The sequence below is a fragment of the Streptomyces sp. SS7 genome, from assembly GCF_037993025.1.
GTDB lineage: Bacteria > Actinomycetota > Actinomycetes > Streptomycetales > Streptomycetaceae > Streptomyces.
Map to the genome: position 1 here is coordinate 6,795,543 of NZ_CP141223.1, position 19,207 is coordinate 6,814,749.

A 19,207-nucleotide genomic window follows, 5' to 3' on the forward strand; every position below is an offset into this window, starting at 1 on the left:
GGGCGCCGTCCGCCGCGCCCTCCCGGAACCCGAAGAAGGAGCCCCCCGTGATGCTGCTCGCCCTGTCCGTCCTCCTCGTCCTCACGGTGGGAGGATGCGCCTGCGTCTGGTGGGCGGCGCGCGGCGGCCCCCGCTGGACCCGGGCGGTCGCCACCGCGACCCTGGCAGCCGGCCGCCTGGCCAGGAGGGCCGACATCAGGAGCAACAGCACGGGCCAGAACGACTGAGGGCCCCGACCACGGCCCTCAAGGGGCGCGGGGAACTGCGCGACGGCCACGACGGACCCGCGGGCGCACGACGGACCGTCGCGGCAGCCCCCGCCGTGCTCACTTCTTCCCGTTGTCCACGATCACCGGCGTCCCGTTCGCGTCCGTCCCGCACGGGACCGCGTACACCGGGTTGGCCTTGGCGGCCTCCTTGTACGCGTCCAGGCACTGGTTGTAGAGGATCTTGTCGGTCAGCGAGCGCTCGATGATCCTGTTGGCGTCGGCGACGCCCTGCGCCTCGATGCGCTTGCGCTCGGCCTCGGCCTTGGCCGTGCGCGCCGCCTCCAGGGACCGCTCGGTGGCCTGCTCCTGCTGGATCTTCTTGTCGATCTGCTCCTGGAGCTCCTTCGACGGCTTCACATTGCGCAGGTTGACGACGGCGACGTCGATCCCGCGGGGCGCCAGCCGCTCCTTGATCGAGGCGGCGATCTCCGCGCCGATCTGCTCCCGGGCCGAGGCGTAGCCCTCCTCGCTGGTGTGCTTGGCGAAGACGTTGCGGATGATCTCGCGGCTGTCCGGCACCACCAGACGGGCCTGGACGGCCTCCGCGCTGCCCGCCAGCCGGTACAGCTCGACCGCCCTGGACGGCATCACGGCCCACTTGACGGTGACGTCCGCGTCCAGCACCCCGCCCTCCGAGGAGCGGACCTCGACCACGTCCTTGTCGTAGAGGTTGAGGTCGACGGGACGCGTGGAGAAGGACGTCACGTCGGTGAACGGCGACGTGAACTGGATGCCGGACGTCATGGGCGAGCCGACCTTGCCGAAGGTCACCGGCACGCCGACCTCGTAGGCGCTCACCACGTGCACGCACGAGAACACCCCGAACAGCAGGCCCCCCACGACGCCGAGCGCCGCCCCGATCCGCCACCCCGACTCCTCGCGGCCCCGGCCGACGAGGAACAGCACGACCGCCGCTGTCAGCAGCAGTATGGACAGCACGAACACAGAGATCCCCCCTTGGACGCGATACCGCGTCGCCGCCGGTGCGACACGCGGCGCAGCGCATCGTAAAGGCCGCGGTGCACGGGCCGTAACGGGTCTGCACCCCCGGTCGTCAGGGATTCACCGCGATGTCAGACGCCGTTCGCCTCATCCGTCAGCATCCGGCGGAGCAGTCCGCGCAGAACCACCCGTTCCTCTTCCGCGAGCCCAGCCAGGGGCTCGCGGGCGAAACGCAGGGACGCGCGCAGGCCCTTGGCGACGCTGCGCCCCTCCTCCGTCGCCGCGGCCAGCTTCACCCGGCGGTCGGCCGGGTCGGGCCGGCGCTCGACCAGGCCGCGGGTCTCCAGGCGGTCGACGATGCCGGTGACGTTGGACGGCTCGCACTTCAGCTTCTGGGCCAGCTTGCGCATGGGCAGCGGTTCGAGGGAGAGCAGGCTGAGCAGCCGGGCCTGGGCGCCGGTGAGGGTGTGGTCGGAGGCCGCCTCCTCGTAGTCCTCGTAGTAGCGGGCCACGACCTCGCCGATGAGTTCCACGACCTCCAGCGTGAGGGCGTCGGGCAGGGGGGTACTGGGTGAGGTGGCCATGCCGTCGAGGATACCCCTTTACTTGACAACATGAAATATTCAGGCGCATGGTTGTTTCAGGTAGTGAAACATTTGGCGTTTGATGTGAAAGGCACCACCCATGACTGACTCCGCCCTGCCCGCCACCGGCCGCGAATGGCGTCTGCTCAGCCGTCCCGTCGGCTGGCCGAAGCCCGAGGACTTCGAGCTGGCCGAGGCGGAGATCCGGCGGCCCGGCCCCGGCCAGGTGCTCGTGCGCAACGCCTACGTCTCCGTCGACCCGTACATGCGCGGCCGGATGAGCGCCGCCAAGTCCTACGTCGCCCCCTTCGAGCTGGGCAAGGCCATGCAGGGCGGGGCCGTCGGCGAGGTCGTCGCCTCCGCCGCCGAGGGGATCGCCGTCGGCGACCACGTCCTGCACTTCGGCGGCTGGCGCGAGTACGCCACCATCGACGCGGCCCAGGCCGTCAAGGTCGACCCCGAGGCCGCGCCGCTCTCCACCTACCTCGGCGTCCTCGGCATGACGGGTCTCACGGCCTACGCCGGCCTGCTGCGCACCGGCGCCTTCAAGGAGGGCGACGCCGTCTTCGTGTCGGGCGCCGCGGGTGCCGTCGGCAGCCAGGTCGGCCAGATCGCCAAGCTCAAGGGCGCCTCCCGGGTCATCGGCTCGGCCGGCTCCGACGACAAGGTCAAGCTCCTCGTCGAGGAGTACGGCTTCGACGCCGCGTTCAACTACAAGAACGGCCCCGTCGCCGAGCAGCTGCGCGCCGCCGCCCCCGACGGCGTCGACGTCTACTTCGACAACGTCGGCGGCGACCACCTGGAGGCCGCGATCGGCTCCCTCAACGAGCGCGGCCGGATCGTGATCTGCGGCATGATCTCCGTCTACAACAACACCGAGGCCGCCCCCGGCCCGAAGAACCTCGCCCGTCTCATCCAGACCCGCGGCCGCATCGAGGGCTTCCTGGTCGGCGACCACTACGACCTCCAGCCGGAGTTCGTCCGCGAGGTCGGCGGCTGGATCCGCTCCGGCGAGCTGAAGTACCGCGAGACCGTCGCCGAGGGCATCGAGAACAACCTGGAGGCGTTCCTCGGGGTGCTGCGCGGCGACAACACCGGAAAGATGATCGTCAAGCTCTGACCGTGACGCGGCCCGGCCGCCGGTCGTTGCGTACGGAGAAGGCCGCACCCTTGGACGTGGGGTGCGGCCTTCGCCCGGCGCCGGGTCACCCGGCGAGCGCCGCCCGGTGCACGGCCGCCGCCAGCCGGTCGTTCTCCGCGGCCGCGCCACCCGGGAACGCGATCCGGCGCCGGGTGTACCCGTAGGCCAGCCCGCTGCGCGGATCCGCGAACGCCTGGCTGCCGCCGGCCCCGGCGTGCCCGAACGTCCCCGCGCCCAGGAACGGGTGGTGGACGTCCGCGGTCGCCTGGAAACCGAGCCCGTACGCCCGGTGCCCGCGGGAGACCAGGTCGTAGCCGACCGAGTGCACCTGCCCGAACTCCGCCGCCGTGTCCTCCTTCAACAGCGGCGCCTTCCCCTCCCGCTCACTGATCGCCGCCGCGTACAGCCCCGCGAGACCGCGCGCCGAGGCCACCCCGCCCACCGAGGCCGGACCCTTGGCCCGGACCAGCGGGTCGTTGGGCAGCCCCTCCAGGTCGGTCGGCTCGGCGGTGTGCCGGTTGAAGGCGATGGAGGTGAGCGTGTGCGGTCCACCGGCCTCGGCGTCCAGCAGCGCCCGCTGCTCGGCCGTGAGGGTCATCGGCAGGGTGGTGCGGAACCGCGGCTCGTGCGCGGCGGGCAGGCCCAGGAAGAAGTCCAGCCCGTAGGGGGCGCGCACCCGCTCCTCGTACACCTCCTGCAGCGTACGGCCGGTGGCCCGGCGCACCACCTCGCCCGTGAGCGCCCCGATGACCATGGCGTGGTAGCCGAACGCGGTGCCCGGACGCCAGAACGGCCGCTGGTCGGCGAGGCGTTCGGCGAGCTGCCGGTCGTCGGCCAGCTCCTGCCGGGAGAACCCGGTGTCGGTGCCCACCACTCCGGCCCGGTGCGAGATCAGCTCGCGCAGGGTCAGCTGGCCCTTGCCCTCGGCCGCGAACTCCGGCCAGTAGTAGGTCACTTTGCGGTCCAGCTCCAGCGTGCCGTCCTGGACCAGCAGGGCGACCACCAGATGGGCGGCGCCCTTGGTGGACGAGAACACGCCGTACACATCGTCGGCCTCGCACGCCGCCCAGAGGTCGACGACCCGCCGCCCGTGCACATACGCGCACAACTGACCTTCGTAGTCCGGCTGTTCCTCCGCCACGAACGCGCTGAACTCGTCCCGCACCGCTTCGAAACCGTCGGCCACGGTGCCGTGGATCTCCCTGGTCATCCGCTTCTCCTCGCACTCAGCCGCCTCTGGGGATCGGTACGGCGAGGCATGCCCGTTCGACTCAACATAGAGTGCGGGCATGCGAGATCTCGGGGTGGGTTTTCAGTATCTGGTGGAGGGCCAGCGGTGGGCGGCCCGCAACGGCAGGCAGTACGGGTTCGGGCTGCTGCCGGGGCTGATCACCCTGGTGCTGTACGTGGCGGCGCTCGTCGCGCTCGGCGTGTGGGGCGGGGACTTCGTGACGTGGGCGACGCCCTTCGCGGACGACTGGTCGAGCCCCTGGCCGGGTCTCTTCCGGGGCTTCCTCCTCGTCGTGCTCTTCGCCCTCGGTCTGCTGCTCGCCGTCCTCACCTTCACCGCCGTCACCCTGCTCATCGGCCAGCCCTTCTACGAGAGCCTCTCCGAGGCCGTCGACCGTGACGTGTCCCCCGACGGCACCGCCCCCGAGTCCGGACTGCCGCTCTGGCGCGAGCTGTGGATCTCCGCGCGGGACAGCCTGCGCGTCCTGGTGCGCGCCGGGGTGTGGGGCGTCCTGCTGTTCGGCCTCGGGTTCGTCCCCTTCGTCGGGCAGACCGTCGTCCCCGTGATCGGCTTCTTCGTCACCGGCTTCTTCCTCACCGAGGAACTCACCGCCGTCGCGCTCCAGCGCCGTGACGTCGACCTGCGCGCCCGCCTCGCCCTGCTCCGCTCCCGCAAGACCCTGGTCTGGGGCTTCGGCACCCCGCTCGGCCTCGCCTTCCTGGTCCCGGTCGTCGCGGTGTTCCTGATGCCGGGCGCGGTCGCGGGCGCCACCCTCATGGCCCGCGACCTGCTCGGCGAGGAGACCCGCGACGGCGACGACCGCCCCGAGCCCGACCACCTGGCAGCCGGCCACCCCGAGGACGAGCCGACCAGGTGATCCACCCGCCGGCCCCGAGACCCGCCTACGCGGTTTCCTCGCCCAGCAGCCGCAGGAAGTCCCGGAACGCCGCCGCCATGTCCACCGACTCCGGATCCAGCAGCCACTGGTACTGGAGCCCGTCCATCACCGCCACCAGCAGGGGCGCCGTGCGCTCGGGCGTCAGCCCGTTCGGCAGGCGGTCGCCGTACTGGGCGCGCAGGGCCTGCGCCATGGTCCGCCGTACGCCCGTGTACCGCTCGGTGAAGTACTCCCGCGCCGGATGCCCTTCCGTGACGCTCTCGCCGAGCAGCGCCGAGAAGGTCTGGATGATCCCCGGCCGCATCGCGTTGTAGTCGACGAGCGCGGTGAGCAGATCGACCCGCCACCGGGTGTCGGGCACCGCGTCCCACTGGTCGCGTTCCTGCAGGACGGCCACCAACAGCGCCTCCTTGGTGGGGAAGTGGTGCAGCAGCCCCTGCTGGGTCAGTCCCACCCGCTCCGCCACCGCCGCCAGGCTCGCCCCCCGGTAGCCGCGCTCGGCGATCACCTCCAGAGCGGCCCGGACGATCTCGGCCCGCCGCTCCTCGCTCCTGGTTCTGGCGCTCATGCCGTCACCGTACGGCATCCCACCACCAAAATATAACGGCGCGATAACGAAACCTACCGCTCTACAGGTAACCGATGCACGATGGGGGCAGCCCACGACACGCACGCAACGAGGAGGCACCGCCGTGGCGGGAACGGAGCAGGCCGTCGAGGCGGCCCTCGGCAAGCTCGACCTGGACGCCAAGGCCCGGCTGCTGGCCGGGCAGGACACGTGGTCGCTGCCCGAGCTGCCGGAGATCGGCCTGAGGTCGCTCGTCATGTCCGACGGCCCGATCGGTGTCCGGGGCGTGCGCTGGACCGCCGACGACCCGTCCGTGGCCCTGCCCTCGCCAACCGCCCTCGCCGCCACCTGGGACCCGGAGCTGGCCCGCCGCGCAGGCGTCCTGCTCGCCCAGGAGGCCCGCCGCAAGGGCGTCCACGTCCTGCTCGCCCCCACCGTCAACCTGCACCGCTCCCCGCTCGGCGGCCGCCACTTCGAGGCCTACAGCGAGGACCCCTACCTGACCGGCCGGATCGGCACCGGGTACGTCACGGGCGTCCAGGAGGGCGGCGTCGGCACCACCGTCAAGCACTTCGTCGCCAACGACGCCGAGACCGACCGCTTCACCGTGAACAACCTGGTCGGCGAACGCGCCCTGCGCGAGCTGTACCTCGCCCCCTTCGAGGCCATCGTCGCCGACGCCCGCCCCTGGGGCATCATGACCGCCTACAACACGGTCAACGGCACCACCATGACCGAGCACCACCACCTGGTGAACGAGGTCCTGCGCGGCGAATGGGGCTTCGACGGCTACAACGTCTCCGACTGGATGGCCGCCCGCGACACCGTCGCCGCCCTCCGCGGCGGCCTCGACGTCGCCATGCCCGGCCCGCGGACCGTCTACGGCGAGGCCCTCGCCCAGGCGGTCCGCGACGGCCGGCTCGCGGAGTCCGAGGTCGACGAGGCCGTCCGCCGCGTCCTGCGCCTCGCCGCCCGGGTCGGCGTCCTCGCCGACGCCGAGCCCGCGGTCACCGAACTGCCCGAGCCCGTCGACGGCGAGGCCCTGGCCCGCGAGATCGCCGGCCGCTCCTTCGTCCTGCTGCGCAACGAACGCGCCGCCCTGCCGCTCAAGCCCGGCACGGTCGCCCTCATCGGCGCCGCCGCCCGCGACGCCCGGGTCCTCGGCGGCGGCTCCGCCACCGTCTTCCCCGCCCGGATCGTCTCCCCGCTGGAGGGCCTGACCGCCGCCCTCCCCGAGGGCACCCTCAGCCACACCGTCGGCGCCGACCCCACCACCGAACTCGCCGTCGCCGACAAGGGCTTCACCCTCAGGGCGATCTGCCGGGACACCGCGGGGACCGTCCTCGGCACCGGCTCCGCCCCCAACGGCCAGATCCAGTGGACGGGCACCGACCTCCCCGAGGGCGTCACCCACGACACCCTCCACACCGTGGAGCTGACCGGCACCTTCACCCCGCGCGAGAGCGGCACCCACTCCTTCGGCATCAAGGGCACCGGCACCTTCACCCTCACCGTCGCCGGGACGACGTACGTCGACGGCCCCCAGCTGCCCGCCGACGTCAGCGACCCCTTCGAGGCCTTCTTCGGCGCCCCCGTGCCGCACGCCCGCGTCGACCTGACCGCCGGCGAACCGGTCGAGGTCTCCCTCACCTACGTCTTCGAGCTCCCCGAGGGCGTCCCCCTCAAGGTCGTCGCCTTCGCCCTCGCCCACCAGGACCCGCAGCGCGACCCCGACGAGCTGATCGCCGAGGCCGTCGAGGCCGCCCGCGCCGCCGACACCGCGGTCGTCGTGGTCGCCACCACGGACCGCGTCGAGTCCGAGGGCTTCGACCGCAAGGACCTCACCCTCCCCGGCCGCCAGGACGACCTGGTGCGCGCGGTCGCCGCCGCCAACCCGAACACCGTGGTGGTCGTCAACTCCGGCTCTCCCGTCGAACTGCCCTGGCGCGAGGAGGTCGCCGCGGTGCTGCTCACCTGGTTCCCCGGCCAGGAGGGCGGCGGGGCCCTCGCGGACGTCCTCACCGGCGCCCGCGAGCCCGGCGGCCGCCTCCCCACCACCTGGGGCTCCCTCGCCGACGCCCCCGTCACCCAGGTCGTCCCCACCGACGGCGAACTCCCCTACACCGAGGACCTCTTCATCGGCTACCCCGCCTGGGAGAAGGCCGGCCGCACCCCCTCGTACCCCTTCGGCCACGGCCTCGGCTACACCGACTGGGCCTACGAGTCCGTCGAGGTGACCGGTACGACGGTGACCGTACGGGTCCGCAACACCGGTGAGCGGGCCGGCCGCGAGGTCGTCCAGGTGTACCTGGCGCCCACCGCCCCCGGCGCCGACCGCCCCGCCCGCCGGCTCGCCGGCTTCGCCGCCGTCGAGGCCGGCCCGGGGGAGGAGGCCGAGGTCACCGTGGAGATCCCGCGGCGCGCCTTCGAGGTCTGGGACCAGGCCGCCCACCGGTGGTTCTTTGTGAAGGGTTCGTACGAAATCCAGGTGGGTAGGTCCCTCGCCGACCGCAGGATCACCGCGACGACTAACGTCTGAGGCGGGTACTCCTCACCCCATGAACAGCCCCGGCCCGGGACCTGACCCCCGGGCCGGGGCTATGTCTCACCGGTGTCTCAGCGGACGCCGAACCCGTACACCGTCTCCGACCGGTACACCCCGCCCGGCCGCAGCACGGTCGTGGGGAACTCCGGGCGGTTCGGCGAGTCGGGGAAGTGCTGGGTCTCCAGCGCGATCCCCTGGCACGGCGCGAACGGCTCGCCCAGATGGTCCGCCGTGTACACCTGGATGCCCGGCTCGGTCGTCGACACCGTCAGCACCCGCCCGCTCGCCGGATCGTGCAGCTCGGCCACCTCCCGCGCCTCGGCCGTGACGCCCTTGTCCAGCACGAAGTTGTGGTCGTAGCCGGCGCCGGTCTTACGGGCCGTACGGAAGTCGAAGCGGGTCCCCGCCACCTCCGCGAGCTCCCCGGTCGGAATCAGCTCCGCGTCCACCGGCGTGTACCGCGCGGCGGCCAGCCGCAGTTCATGGCCGCCCGCGTCGCCGCTGTCCGGCCCGCCCAGGTTGAAGTAGCTGTGGTTGGTCAGGTTCACCACCGTCGGCGCGTCCGTGACCGCCTCGTACGCCAGCCGCAGCGCACCCGACACGTCCAGCGTGTACGTCGCCGAGACCTCCAGCCGCCCCGGGAAGCCCTCCTCGCCGTGCGGGCTCACCCGGCTCAGCCGCAGCCCGTGCTCGACCGGCTCCACCTCCCACACCCGCTTGTCGAAGCCGCGCGGACCGCCGTGCAACGAGTTCGGCGCGTTGTTGGGCTCCAGCGCGTACGTCAGCCCGTCCAGCGGGAAACGGGCCCCGCCGATCCGGTTCGCGTACCGGCCGATCAAGGCGCCGAGGAACGGCTCGGGGTGGGAGAGATAGCCCTCCAGGTCCGCGAACCCCAGCACCACGTCCGCCGTCCGTCCGTCCCGGTCGGGGACCTCCACGGACTGCACGATCCCGCCGTACGACAGCACCCGCACCCGGGTGCCCGCCCGCTCCAGGGTCCAGCGGTGTACCGGGGTGCCATCGGAAAGTGTTCCGAAGTGTTCGCTCATGGTCGGAACACTAAGTCACCCGACCCGCGCGGTGACTTTCCGATAGGCGATCTCCGCGAGCCGCGCCTGACCGTCCCTGCTCGGATGGAACCAGTCCCAGTGACTCAACTGATCCGTGCCGAACCGGAAGTCGTACACCGCGCCGCCGTCGAACCGGCACCGCGCGTCCTTCGCGCAGACCTCCTCCAGCACCCGGTTGTAGTCCTCCACCCGCCGCTGCACGGTGTCCCGCCGTGCGGTCGCCGCCGCGTCCAGCGCGTCCGCGTCGCCCAGCATCGAGGGACAGATCCCCAGCTTCCAGATCTGCTTGCCCAGCGCGTTGGTCCGCCCCTGCGACCACAGCCGCTTCAGGTTCGGCACGCTCGCCACGTACACCTGTGCCTTCGGCAGCGACCGGCGCAGCGTGCGCAGCGCCTCCTCGAACTCCGCCCGGAAGTCCGCCACCGGCGTCATCGCCTCCGGTGACTCCCGGCACGCGTCGTTCGCCCCCGCCATCACCGTCACGAGCTGCGGTTTCTCCGCCGCCGCCCGGGTCATCTGGTCCGTCAGATCCGCCATCCTGGCGCCGGTCACCGCGTAGTTCCAGCTGTGCGTGGCCGCCTTCGACGCGCCCAGCAGCCGCACCGCGAGACTGTCCACCCCGGCGCTCGCCCCCGTCGCCCAGGACACCTCCGGGCAGTCCTGGAGGACCGTACAGGCGTCGAAGCCACGGGTGATGGAGTCACCCACCGCCGCCATCGACGCCGGGCTCGTGTCCCACAGCGGCGCCCTGGCGGCCCTCGCCTCGCGCGCCCCCGCGTCCCCCGGGCCGCCGCCCCCGCCCAGCGCGTCACAGCCGGCCAGTCCCAGGACGGCCGCGCCGGTGACGGCCACTACCGCCCGCACCCGCCGGTTTCGCATCCGCATCCCCTGGTGATCCCCTCGCTGCTCGGACAGGCGGCCCCACCCACGACAGGCCCCACCCATGACAACGCACAGGAGTTCCCGCGCACCCGGACCGGACGCCGGGACCGGGACAGGACAGGACCCACAAGATGGAACGCATCACACCCGTACAGGCGTCCTGCCGAGTGAAAGGCGGACGTTCACGGCACCGGGACCGACGGTACGTCACACTCCTTGCGCCGCCGCACGGTAGCCTCGCCATCAACGCGGCTGCCCGCCACCGCCGCCCTGCCCGCCTGCAAGATGTCCCGCTCTGCCCGGAGGTCCCGGTGACGACACGTGGAGTTCTGTACGTGCACTCCGCGCCGCGCGCGCTCTGCCCGCACGTCGAGTGGGCCATCGCCGGGGTGCTCGGCACGCGCGTCAACCTCGACTGGATCCGGCAGCCCGCCGCGCCCGGCACCTGGCGCTCGGAGTTCTCCTTCAAGGGCGAGGCCGGCACCGCCTCCAAGCTCGCCTCCGCCCTGCGCGGCTGGCAGATGCTCCGCTTCGAGGTGACCGCCGAACCCAGCGCCACCGCCGAGGGCGAGCGCTACAGCTGCACCCCCGACCTCGGCATCTTCCACGCCGTCACCGGTATCCACGGCGACATCCTCATCCCCGAGGACCGGCTGCGCGCGGCCCTGCTCCGCAGCCGGCGCGGCGAGACCGACCTCGAGGCCGAACTGTCCAAGCTCCTGGGCAAGCCCTGGGACGACGAACTGGAGCCGTTCCGGTACGCGGGCGAGGGCGCCCCGGTCCGCTGGCTGCACCAGGTTGTCTGAGGCCGACCCGACCGACGGAAGGGCCCCCACCTCGCGAGGTGGGGGCCCTTCACCTGTGGGGAGACGTCTCGCGGACGGTTCTCCGACGTTTCTCAGACCGAACGGAACGCCAGGACGACGTTGTGCCCGCCGAAGCCGAACGAGTCGTTCAGCGCGGCGATACGGCCCTCCACGGGCAGCTTGCGGGCCTCGCCCCGGACGACGTCCGCGTTGGCCTCGGCCTCGGGGTCGAGGTTCTCGACGTTGATCGTCGGCGGTGCCACCCGGTGGTACAGGGCGAGCACGGTCGCGACGGTCTCGACACCGCCCGCGCCACCGAGCAGGTGTCCGGTCATCGACTTGGTCGCCGAGACGGCCATGTGGTCGGCGTCGTCGCCGAAGACCTTGCGCAGCGCCTTCAGTTCGGCGATGTCACCGGCCGGCGTGGAGGTCGCGTGCGCGTTGACGTGCACGATCTCCGCCGGGTCCAGATCGGTGCGCTCCAGCAGGTTCTGCAGGGCGTGCGAGATGCCGCGGCCCTCCGGCTCCGGCTGCACGATGTCGTGGGCGTCGGCGGAGATGCCCTGCCCGACGGCCTCGGCGTACACCCGCGCCCCGCGCTTGGCCGCGTGCTCCGCGGACTCCAGGACGACGACACCGGAGCCCTCGCCCATCACGAAGCCGTCGCGGCCCACGTCGTAGGGGCGGGAGGCGCCCTGCGGGTTCTCGTTGTTCTTGGACATCGCCATCATGTTGCCGAACGCGGCGATGGGCAGCGGGTGGATCGCCGCCTCCGTACCACCGGCGACGACGACGTCGGCGCGGCCCGTACGGATCATCTCGATGGCGTAGCCGATGGCCTCGGCGCCCGACGCGCAGGCGGAGACCGGGGTGTGCACACCGGCGCGGGCGCCGACGAGCAGACCGACGTTGGCGGACGGGCTGTTGGGCATCAGCATCGGCACGGTGTGCGGGGAGACCCGGCGGACGCCCTTCTCCTTCAGCACGTCGTACTGGTCGAGGAGGGTGCTGACACCGCCGATGCCGGACGCGATGACCGCGCCGAGGCGGTCGGGGTCGACGGCGCCGTCACTGCCGTCCTCTCCCGCCTTGCCGGAGAAACCGGCGTCCTTCCACGCTTCCTGGGCCGCGATCAGCGCGAACTGCGCCGAGCGGTCCAGCTTGCGGGCCTGCGGACGCGGGAGGACCTCAAGAGGTTCCACCGCGACCGGGGCCGCGATACGGACGGCCTGGTTGGCCGCCCACTCCTGGTCCAGGACCTTGACACCGGACTTGCCGGCGACCAGTCCCTCCCAGGTAGAGGCTGCGTCGCCACCCAGCGGTGTGGTTGCGCCGATACCGGTGACGACCACGGTGCGATTGGTCGGGCTCACGGATTCATTCTCCAACGTTACGAGGATTCAGCGGCGCCACCGCCGGGTGGCGGGGCAGTTCAGCCCAGAGGATCGGAAGATCAGCCCTGGTGCTTGAGGATGTAGTCGGTCGCGTCGCCGACGGTCTTGAGGTTCTTGACGTCCTCGTCCGGGATCTTGACGTCGAAGCGCTCTTCGGCGGCGACGACGACCTCGACCATGGACAGCGAGTCGACGTCCAGGTCGTCGGTGAAGGACTTGTCCAGCTGGACGTCCTCAACCGGGATGCCGGCGATCTCGTTCACGATGTCGGCGAGACCGGCGACGATCTCTTCCTGAGTGGCGGCCATGATGGCGCTCCTTCGTTGTGTTCCAGAGGGTGTGGCAGTGGTGCTTTCCGCCACCGGATCGCATGATCCGGCACGGAGTGCCTAGGGGAGGGTAACGACAGTCGCGGCGTAGACGAGACCCGCCCCGAAACCGATGACGAGCGCGGTGTCGCCGCTCTTCGCCTCACCGGTCGCCAGGAGCCGCTCCATCGCGAGCGGGATCGAGGCGGCCGAGGTGTTGCCGGTGGTGCGCACGTCACGGGCGACGGTGACGGACTCCGGCAGCTTGAGAGTCTTGACCATCGAGTCGATGATCCGCTCGTTGGCCTGGTGGGGGATGAAGACGTCCAGCTCGTCGGCGGTGATACCGGCGGCGTCCAGCGCCTCCTTGGCGACCTTGGCCATCTCGAAGACGGCCCAGCGGAAGACCGCCTGACCCTCCTGCGTGATCGCCGGGAAGCGCTCCACGGTGCCGTCGCGGTAGTCCGTCCACGGCACGGTCTGCTTGATGGTCTCCGACTTGTCGCCCTCGGACCCCCACACCGTCGGCCCGATCGCCGGCTCGGTGGCGGGACCGATGACGACCGCGCCGGCGCCGTCGCCGAACAGGAAGGCCGTGGCCCGGTCCTCCAGATCGGTCAGGTCGCTCAGCCGCTCCACGCCGATGACGAGGACGTACTCGGCGGAGCCCTCGACGACCATGCCCTTGGCGAGCGTCAGGCCGTAGCCGAAGCCCGCGCAGCCGGCCGAGATGTCGAACGCGGCGGCCCTGTCGGTGCCGAGCTTGTCGGCGATCTCCGTCGCGACGGCCGGCGTCTGCTTGAAGTGCGAGACGGTCGACACGACCACGGCGCCGACCTGCTCGGCGGTGATCCCGGCGTCGGCGATCGCCTTGCCGGCCGCCTCGACCGACATGGCGGCGACGGTCTCCTCGTCGTTCGCCCAGTGCCGGGTCTCGATGCCCGAGCGCGAGCGGATCCACTCGTCGGAGGAGTCGATCGTCTCCAGGATGACCTCGTTGGGCACGACCCGGGTGGGCCGGTAGCCGCCGACGCCGAGGATGCGCGCGTACGGATGGCCCTTGCTGGGCCTGATCTTCGCCATCAGGGCTCCTTGTCAGGCGGCGCCGTGCTCGGAGAGGAGCTCACGAGCGGCGTCGAGGTCGTCGGGGGTCTTCAGCGCGAGCGTCTTCACGCCGGGCAGGGCGCGCTTGGCGAGGCCGACCAGCGTGCCGCCGGGGCAGACCTCGATGATCGCGGTCGCGCCGAGCTCCTTGAAGGTCTCCATGCACAGGTCCCAGCGCACCGGGTTGGCGACCTGGCCCACCAGCCGCTCCAGCACCTCGGCGCCGGTCGCGACGGTCCTGCCGTCCTTGTTCGAGACGTACACGACCTTCGGGTCGGCCGGGGCCAGCTCCGCGGCGGCCTTGGCGAGGGTCTCGACGGCCGGGGCCATGTGGCGCGTGTGGAACGCGCCGGCGACCTTCAGCGGGACGACCTTGCGGACACCCTCGGGCTTGTCCTCGGTGAGTGCGGCGAGCTGCTCCAGGGTGCCGGCCGCGACGATCTGGCCCGCGCCGTTGACGTTCGCCGGGGTCAGCCCGAGCTTCTCCAGATGCGGCACCGTCACCTCGGGGTCGCCGCCGAGCAGCGCCGACATCCCGGTCTCGGTGATCGCGGCGGCCTCGGCCATGGCCAGGCCACGGCGGCGCACCAGGGTCAGCGCGGCGGTGTCGTCCAGGACGCCCGCGAACGCGGCCGCGGTGATCTCACCGACGCTGTGACCGGCGACCGCGCCGGGCGTCACGGCACCGAGCGCCGTGGCGGAGACGATCCCGGCCGCCACCAGCAGCGGCTGGGCGATCGCGGTGTCGCGGATCTCGTCCGCGTCGGCGTGCGTGCCGTAGTGCACCAGGTCGAGATCGACGGCCGCCGACAGGGTACGCAGGCGGTCCTCGACACCGGGGAGGTCGAGCCAGGGGGTCAGGAAGCCGGGCGTCTGGGCGCCCTGGCCGGGAGCGACGAGTACGAGCACTCTCACACTCTCTCTTGTGGACGGCCGAAGCCGCCCGTGGGGACAGGGACGAAGAACGGCAGGGGGTTTTGTGGACCCCCGACAAAAGCCTACGTCTGGGGATCTCCGTCGACGAGGCGCCCCAGGATGAGCGCGATCCGCAGGGTGAATGCGGAGCGTACATCGGATGGCGACCAGCCGGTGACGTCAGTCACACGTCGGAGCCGGTAGCGCACGGTGTTGGGATGCACGAACAGCATCCGCGCCGCGCCCTCCAGACTGCTCGCCTGTTCGAGATAGACGGAGAGCGTCTCCAGCAACGCGGAGCCGGCCTCCTCCAGCGGTCTGTAGATCTCCTCCACCAACTGCTCGCGCGCGCTGGGATCACCGGCGATCGCGCGCTCCGGGAGCAGATCGTCCGCGAGGACCGGGCGCGGCGCGTCCTGCCAGGCAGAACACGCCTTGAGGCCCGCGGCGGCGGCCTGCGCGGACCGGGTCGCCGCCAGCAGGTCGGGCACCACGGGCCCGGCCACGACCGGACCGGCGGCGAACGGCCCGATCAGGGACTTCGCCACGGCGATCGGATTGTCGCTGCCGCCCGCGATGACGACCAGCCGCGAGCCGAGCACCCCGGTGAGCACCTGGAGCTTGGCGTGCCGGGAAGCGCGCCGGATGGCCTCGACGGTCAGCTCGGAGTCCCCGTCCGGGGCGGTGCCGAGCACCACGCACACATGCTCCGGCGCGTTCCAGCCGAGCGCGGCGGCCCGGCTCACGGCCCCCTCGTCGGCCTCCCCGCTGAGCACCGCGTTGACGACCAGCGACTCCAGCCGGGCGTCCCAGGCACCGCGCGCCTCGGCGGCCTGCGCGTACACCTGGGCGGTCGCGAAGGCGATCTCGCGCGCGTAGACGAGCAGCGCCTCGCGCAGCACGCCCTCGTCCCCGGGCGCCGCGACCTCGTCGATCGCGGACTCCATGACCTCGATCGTGGTGCGCACCATCTCCACGGTCTGGCGCAGCGTGATGGCCCGGGTCAGCTCCCGGGGGGCGGTCCCGAACACATCGGTGGAGATCGCCTGCGGGGCGTCCGGGTGCCGGAACCACTCCGTGAAGGCGGCGATGCCGGCCTGGGCGACCAGCCCGATCCAGGAACGGTTCTCCGGGGGCATCGCCCGGTACCACGGAAGCGTCTCGTCCATCCGCGCGATGGCCTGCGCGGCGAGGCTCCCGGCGGACTTCACCAGCCGCTTCAGGGTCGCCGGATGCGGGTGGGCGGGATGCGCTGCGGCGTCGGGGAGGGTGGTTTCGGGTTCGGGCACGTGCACAAGGTTGCCCTATCGCGAGGGCGATGTGCGTGGGCGGGGCCTCACGGGGGCCGACTCGCGCACCCGGGGGCTACCGTGGGGACGTGATGGACGTACGCCGCGCCGACGAGCGCTATCCCGGAGGGGACCCGGCGGCCGGCATCGAGACACGGCACGCCTTCTCCTTCGGGTCCCACTACGATCCCGACAACCTCCGCTTCGGCGCGCTGATCGCCTGCAACGAGGAGCGGCTCGCGCCCGGCGCCGGGTTCGACGAGCACCCCCACAGCCACACCGAGATCGTCACCTGGGTCGTGCGGGGGCAGCTGACGCACCGCGACTCACAGGGACACGAGACGACGGTCCGGCCGGGGGACGTGCAGCGCCTCAGCTCCGCGGGCGGCGTCCGGCACGTCGAGCGCAACGACGGCACGGCCCCCCTCACCTTCGTGCAGATGTGGCTGGCCCCGCTGGACCCCGGCGGCGACCCGTCGTACGAGATCGTGCACGGCATCGCGGACGCCACGCCCTACGCCGTCCCCGCCGCCGGGGCGATGCTCCACGTACGACGGCTGGTACCGGGGGAGCGGACGGCGGTGCCGGACGCGTCCCGCGTGTACGTCCACGTGGTGCGCGGCACGGTCCGGTTGGGCCCGCACGACCTGGGCCCCGGTGACGCGGTGCGCGCCGCCGACGAGACTGACCTCGACCTGCTCACCCTGACCGGCCCGGCGGAGGTGCTGATGTGGGAGCTGTCGGGTTAGGAACCACCCGCGGCCTCGGTGAGTACCGCGTCCGTGAACGGCGGCCACGCCTCGACCGCCCACGGCCCGAAGGCGCGGTCGGTGAGGGCCGCGCAGGCCAGGGAGGCGGCCGGGTCGATCCACAGGAACGTACCGGACTGGCCGAAGTGGCCGAAGGTGCGCGGGGAGGACGAACTCCCGGTCCAGTGCGGGGACTTGCCGTCACGGATCTCGAAGCCGAGGCCCCAGTCGTTGGGGTTGTGGTGGCCGAAGCCCGGCAGGACGCCCTTCGTGCCGGGGTACTGGACGCTCATCGCCTCCGCCACCGTGCGCGGGTCCAGCAGCCGGGGCGCCTGTACCTCGGCCGCGAAGCGGAGCAGGTCCTCGACCGTGGAGACGCCGTCCTTCGCGGGGGAGCCGTCCAGCGTGGTGGCCGTCATGCCCAGCGGCTCCAGCACCGCCTGCCGCAGGTACTCCGCGAACGGGATGTCCGTGGCCTTCGCGAGATGGTCGCCGAGCTGCTCGAACCCGGCGTTGGAGTACAGCCGCCGCTCCCCGGGCGCCGCCGTCACCCGGTGCTCGTCGAAGGCGAGCCCGGAGGTGTGCGCGAGGAGGTGCCGGACCGTCGCCCCGGGCGGACCGGCCGGCTCGTCCAGCTCCACCGCCCCCTCCTCGTACGCCACCAGCACGGCGTACGCGGCGAGCGGCTTGGTGACCGAGGCCAGCGGGAAGCGCCGCCCGACCGGCCCATGGGTGCCCAGGACCGTGCCGTCGGCCCGGACGACACCCGCGGCGGCGGAGGGAACCGGCCAGTTCTCGATCAGCGCAAGGCTCTTCAGCGACATGCCGTCGAGCCTATGCGCTCACCGCAGCAGCTCCAGCAAGGGGGCGGGCTCGGGCCTGAAGCCCAGGGAGACGTACAGCGGCGCGGCGTCGCGGGACGCGGTGAGGTGCCCGGGATGGTCGACCACGAAGGCGCCGAAGTTTCCGTCGGGCTCGGCGAGCCGCTCCCGCCATGGTCCCGCACGCCAACCGTCGTGATCAGGCCGCGTCCCCCCAATTCTTACCGATTCCGCTTGCTTGGAGCCCACTCCAAGGTCATAGCGTGGAAGCCATGACGGTGTTGCAGACCACGCCCGTGACCACCGAGCACGCCCCGAGCCCCGCAGACGTCTGCTCCGCGCCACCACCGCGGCATCCCCGCCCCGACGGGCAGGACAGCTACACGATCAGCGAGGTCGTCGCGTTCACCGGCCTGACGGCCCACACCCTGCGCTGGTACGAGCGGATCGGGCTGATGTCCCACATCGACCGCTCCCACACCGGCCAGCGCCGCTACAGCAACCGGGACCTGGACTGGCTCGACCTCGTCGGCAAGCTGCGGCTCACCGGGATGCCGGTCGCCGACATGGTGCGGTACGCGGAGCTGGTGCGTGAGGGCGACAGCACGTACGGGGAGCGCTACGCGCTGCTGGAGGCGACGCGGCGGGACGTCACGGCCCGGATCGCCGAGCTGCAGGACACGCTCGCCGTGCTCGACCGCAAGATCATGTTCTATGCGGACGCCACGCGCGTCCAGGCGTACGAAGCGGAGAGGACCGCCCGATGACCGGCCGTCGCGCGGACGTGCGGCCCGCCCCGGCCGGCCGCGCGTAGTCACAGCTCGGACAGCAGTTCCGCCTTCTTCGCGGAGAACTCGTCGTCGCTCACCAGACCGGCCTGGTGCAGCTCTCCCAGATGCCTGATCCGTTCGGCGATGTCCGAGGGAGCACGCCGGGGGCCCGTGACCGAGGCCACGGGCCCCCGCGTACGGACGGCGGCCAGGACCGCCGCCGCGAACGGCAGCGACTCGTGGACCGGCCCGTACCCGAGCCCGAACACCACGGTCCCCGGATCCTGGTCGGCCTGCGCCGGGGAGTCCCCACCGCGCACCAGCCGCAGATGTCCCTCGAACACCTCCGGCGACCGCCACTCCACTCCGCTCAGCTCGGACACGGCGAAACTCTGGTCGCCGGCCTTCCACTTCGCCGACGACGCCCCCGTCCAGAACCATCTGAACCGCACGGTCCGGCCGTCGAAGGACGCCTTCCCGTCGTACGCCTTGAACGCGCGCGGCGCGTCCGGCGCGGGCACGAGGAACCGTTCCGCCGGGCCGGACTCCTTCAGCTCGGCCAGCCGGGAGCGCAGCTCGTCGGCGTAGTACTCCGCGAGCACCTCCCGCTCGGCGGGCAGCACCAGCCGGTAGGGGTCGGAGCCGTCCTTGAGCTGGCCCGCCGCCGCCTCGATCAGCGGATCGGCCCCCGCCCGCGGCTCCGCGCGCAGCACGACGGTCCCGCGCCGGCCCGGGGAGAGCGTCACCCCGGCCAGGGCGGTGAGCGGAATGCGTCGTTCACCCAGTGCCGACAGCAGCTTGGGTGTGCGCATCCCCCGTTCGTAGCGGATGAGGACGGAGTCGGACTCGAACTCCCAGGCGGCATGAAATCCGGCCAGTACGTCACCCATGCGGCTCATCGTATGCGGGACACGCATCTTC

20 protein-coding genes are annotated in these 19,207 nt (G+C 72.1%); 7 read left to right on the forward strand and 13 right to left on the reverse strand.

Translation table 11 applies throughout. The annotated features are described in order from the left end of the window. Positions 1 to 47: 47 nt before the first annotated feature. On the forward strand, positions 48 to 227 hold the full coding sequence (locus U5640_RS31235) for a hypothetical protein (protein WP_340385721.1): 180 nt from the start codon (positions 48 to 50) through the stop codon (positions 225 to 227). Positions 228 to 326: 99 nt separating this feature from the next. Here U5640_RS31235 and U5640_RS31240 read toward each other — a convergent pair whose 3' ends face one another. Next, the gene (locus U5640_RS31240; RefSeq protein WP_340379957.1) at positions 327 to 1,208 is read right to left on the reverse strand and encodes a prohibitin family protein; all 882 of its coding nucleotides are present in this window, start codon (positions 1,206 to 1,208) and stop codon (positions 327 to 329) included. A gap of 134 nt (positions 1,209 to 1,342) precedes the next feature. Continuing rightward, positions 1,343 to 1,795 carry a MarR family transcriptional regulator gene (locus U5640_RS31245; RefSeq protein WP_340379959.1) on the reverse strand — a complete coding sequence of 151 codons (453 nt, stop codon included), beginning with the start codon at positions 1,793 to 1,795 and terminating at the stop codon, positions 1,343 to 1,345. Between the two features lie 100 nt (positions 1,796 to 1,895). Between U5640_RS31245 and U5640_RS31250 the strand changes: the two genes are divergently transcribed. After that, positions 1,896 to 2,915 (forward strand): NADP-dependent oxidoreductase, encoded by a 1,020-nt coding sequence (locus tag U5640_RS31250; protein WP_340379961.1) that lies wholly within the window; start codon positions 1,896 to 1,898, stop codon positions 2,913 to 2,915. 85 nt (positions 2,916 to 3,000) lie between these two features. Here the strand turns inward: U5640_RS31250 and U5640_RS31255 are convergent, their stop codons facing one another. Next, positions 3,001 to 4,146, reverse strand: a complete 1,146-nt coding sequence (locus U5640_RS31255) for a serine hydrolase domain-containing protein (RefSeq protein ID WP_340379962.1) — start codon at positions 4,144 to 4,146, stop codon at positions 3,001 to 3,003. A 79-nt stretch (positions 4,147 to 4,225) separates the two neighbouring features. Between U5640_RS31255 and U5640_RS31260 the strand changes: the two genes are divergently transcribed. Beyond that, positions 4,226 to 5,044 (forward strand): EI24 domain-containing protein, encoded by an 819-nt coding sequence (locus U5640_RS31260; RefSeq protein ID WP_340379964.1) that lies wholly within the window; start codon positions 4,226 to 4,228, stop codon positions 5,042 to 5,044. A gap of 25 nt (positions 5,045 to 5,069) precedes the next feature. Here U5640_RS31260 and U5640_RS31265 read toward each other — a convergent pair whose 3' ends face one another. Next, complete coding sequence (locus U5640_RS31265) at positions 5,070 to 5,651, reverse strand: TetR/AcrR family transcriptional regulator (RefSeq protein WP_340379966.1); 582 nt, start codon at positions 5,649 to 5,651, stop codon at positions 5,070 to 5,072. A 106-nt stretch (positions 5,652 to 5,757) separates the two neighbouring features. On the opposite strand from U5640_RS31265, the gene U5640_RS31270 reads away from it, so the two are divergent. Continuing rightward, positions 5,758 to 8,172, forward strand: coding sequence for a glycoside hydrolase family 3 C-terminal domain-containing protein (locus U5640_RS31270; RefSeq protein WP_340379968.1), 2,415 nt, complete (start codon positions 5,758 to 5,760; stop codon positions 8,170 to 8,172). A 77-nt stretch (positions 8,173 to 8,249) separates the two neighbouring features. Here U5640_RS31270 and U5640_RS31275 read toward each other — a convergent pair whose 3' ends face one another. Further along, positions 8,250 to 9,227: an aldose epimerase family protein gene (locus U5640_RS31275; protein ID WP_340379970.1), complete on the reverse strand. Its 978-nt coding sequence runs from the start codon at positions 9,225 to 9,227 to the stop codon at positions 8,250 to 8,252. Positions 9,228 to 9,242: 15 nt separating this feature from the next. Further along, complete coding sequence (locus U5640_RS31280; protein ID WP_340379972.1) at positions 9,243 to 10,133, reverse strand: SGNH/GDSL hydrolase family protein; 891 nt, start codon at positions 10,131 to 10,133, stop codon at positions 9,243 to 9,245. Positions 10,134 to 10,441: 308 nt separating this feature from the next. Here U5640_RS31280 and U5640_RS31285 point away from each other — a divergent pair, with 308 nt between their 5' ends. After that, positions 10,442 to 10,936 carry a DUF3145 domain-containing protein gene (locus tag U5640_RS31285; RefSeq protein ID WP_340379974.1) on the forward strand — a complete coding sequence of 165 codons (495 nt, stop codon included), beginning with the start codon at positions 10,442 to 10,444 and terminating at the stop codon, positions 10,934 to 10,936. 92 nt (positions 10,937 to 11,028) lie between these two features. Here the strand turns inward: U5640_RS31285 and U5640_RS31290 are convergent, their stop codons facing one another. The 5 genes from U5640_RS31290 to fasR all read right to left on the reverse strand — a co-directional run bounded on the left by U5640_RS31290 (position 11,029) and on the right by fasR (position 15,946). Continuing rightward, entirely contained in the window at positions 11,029 to 12,309 is a 1,281-nt protein-coding gene (locus U5640_RS31290; RefSeq protein WP_340379976.1) for a beta-ketoacyl-[acyl-carrier-protein] synthase family protein, read from the reverse strand. Positions 12,310 to 12,389: 80 nt separating this feature from the next. Next, a complete protein-coding gene (locus tag U5640_RS31295) occupies positions 12,390 to 12,638 on the reverse strand; it encodes an acyl carrier protein (protein WP_004001566.1) in 249 nt (82 codons plus the stop codon). A gap of 81 nt (positions 12,639 to 12,719) precedes the next feature. Then, positions 12,720 to 13,721, reverse strand: a complete 1,002-nt coding sequence (locus U5640_RS31300) for a ketoacyl-ACP synthase III (protein WP_340380012.1) — start codon at positions 13,719 to 13,721, stop codon at positions 12,720 to 12,722. 12 nt (positions 13,722 to 13,733) lie between these two features. Next, a complete protein-coding gene (locus U5640_RS31305; RefSeq protein WP_340380014.1) occupies positions 13,734 to 14,651 on the reverse strand; it encodes an ACP S-malonyltransferase in 918 nt (305 codons plus the stop codon). A gap of 89 nt (positions 14,652 to 14,740) precedes the next feature. Further along, entirely contained in the window at positions 14,741 to 15,946 is a 1,206-nt protein-coding gene (fasR, locus tag U5640_RS31310; RefSeq protein ID WP_067245743.1) for a fatty acid biosynthesis transcriptional regulator FasR, read from the reverse strand. A gap of 92 nt (positions 15,947 to 16,038) precedes the next feature. Between fasR and U5640_RS31315 the strand changes: the two genes are divergently transcribed. Continuing rightward, the gene (locus U5640_RS31315; protein ID WP_340385445.1) at positions 16,039 to 16,695 is read left to right on the forward strand and encodes a pirin family protein; all 657 of its coding nucleotides are present in this window, start codon (positions 16,039 to 16,041) and stop codon (positions 16,693 to 16,695) included. On the opposite strand, the gene U5640_RS31320 is transcribed toward U5640_RS31315, so the two are convergent. After that, positions 16,692 to 17,519 carry a serine hydrolase domain-containing protein gene (locus U5640_RS31320; protein WP_340380018.1) on the reverse strand — a complete coding sequence of 276 codons (828 nt, stop codon included), beginning with the start codon at positions 17,517 to 17,519 and terminating at the stop codon, positions 16,692 to 16,694. The two genes, U5640_RS31315 and U5640_RS31320, sit on opposite strands and share 4 nt — an antisense overlap. Before the next feature lie 269 nt (positions 17,520 to 17,788). On the opposite strand from U5640_RS31320, the gene U5640_RS31325 reads away from it, so the two are divergent. Next, positions 17,789 to 18,283 carry a MerR family transcriptional regulator gene (locus tag U5640_RS31325; RefSeq protein ID WP_340380020.1) on the forward strand — a complete coding sequence of 165 codons (495 nt, stop codon included), beginning with the start codon at positions 17,789 to 17,791 and terminating at the stop codon, positions 18,281 to 18,283. Positions 18,284 to 18,330: 47 nt separating this feature from the next. Here U5640_RS31325 and U5640_RS31330 read toward each other — a convergent pair whose 3' ends face one another. Next, positions 18,331 to 19,185, reverse strand: a complete 855-nt coding sequence (locus U5640_RS31330) for a DUF4429 domain-containing protein (protein WP_340385447.1) — start codon at positions 19,183 to 19,185, stop codon at positions 18,331 to 18,333. Positions 19,186 to 19,207: the final 22 nt, after the last annotated feature.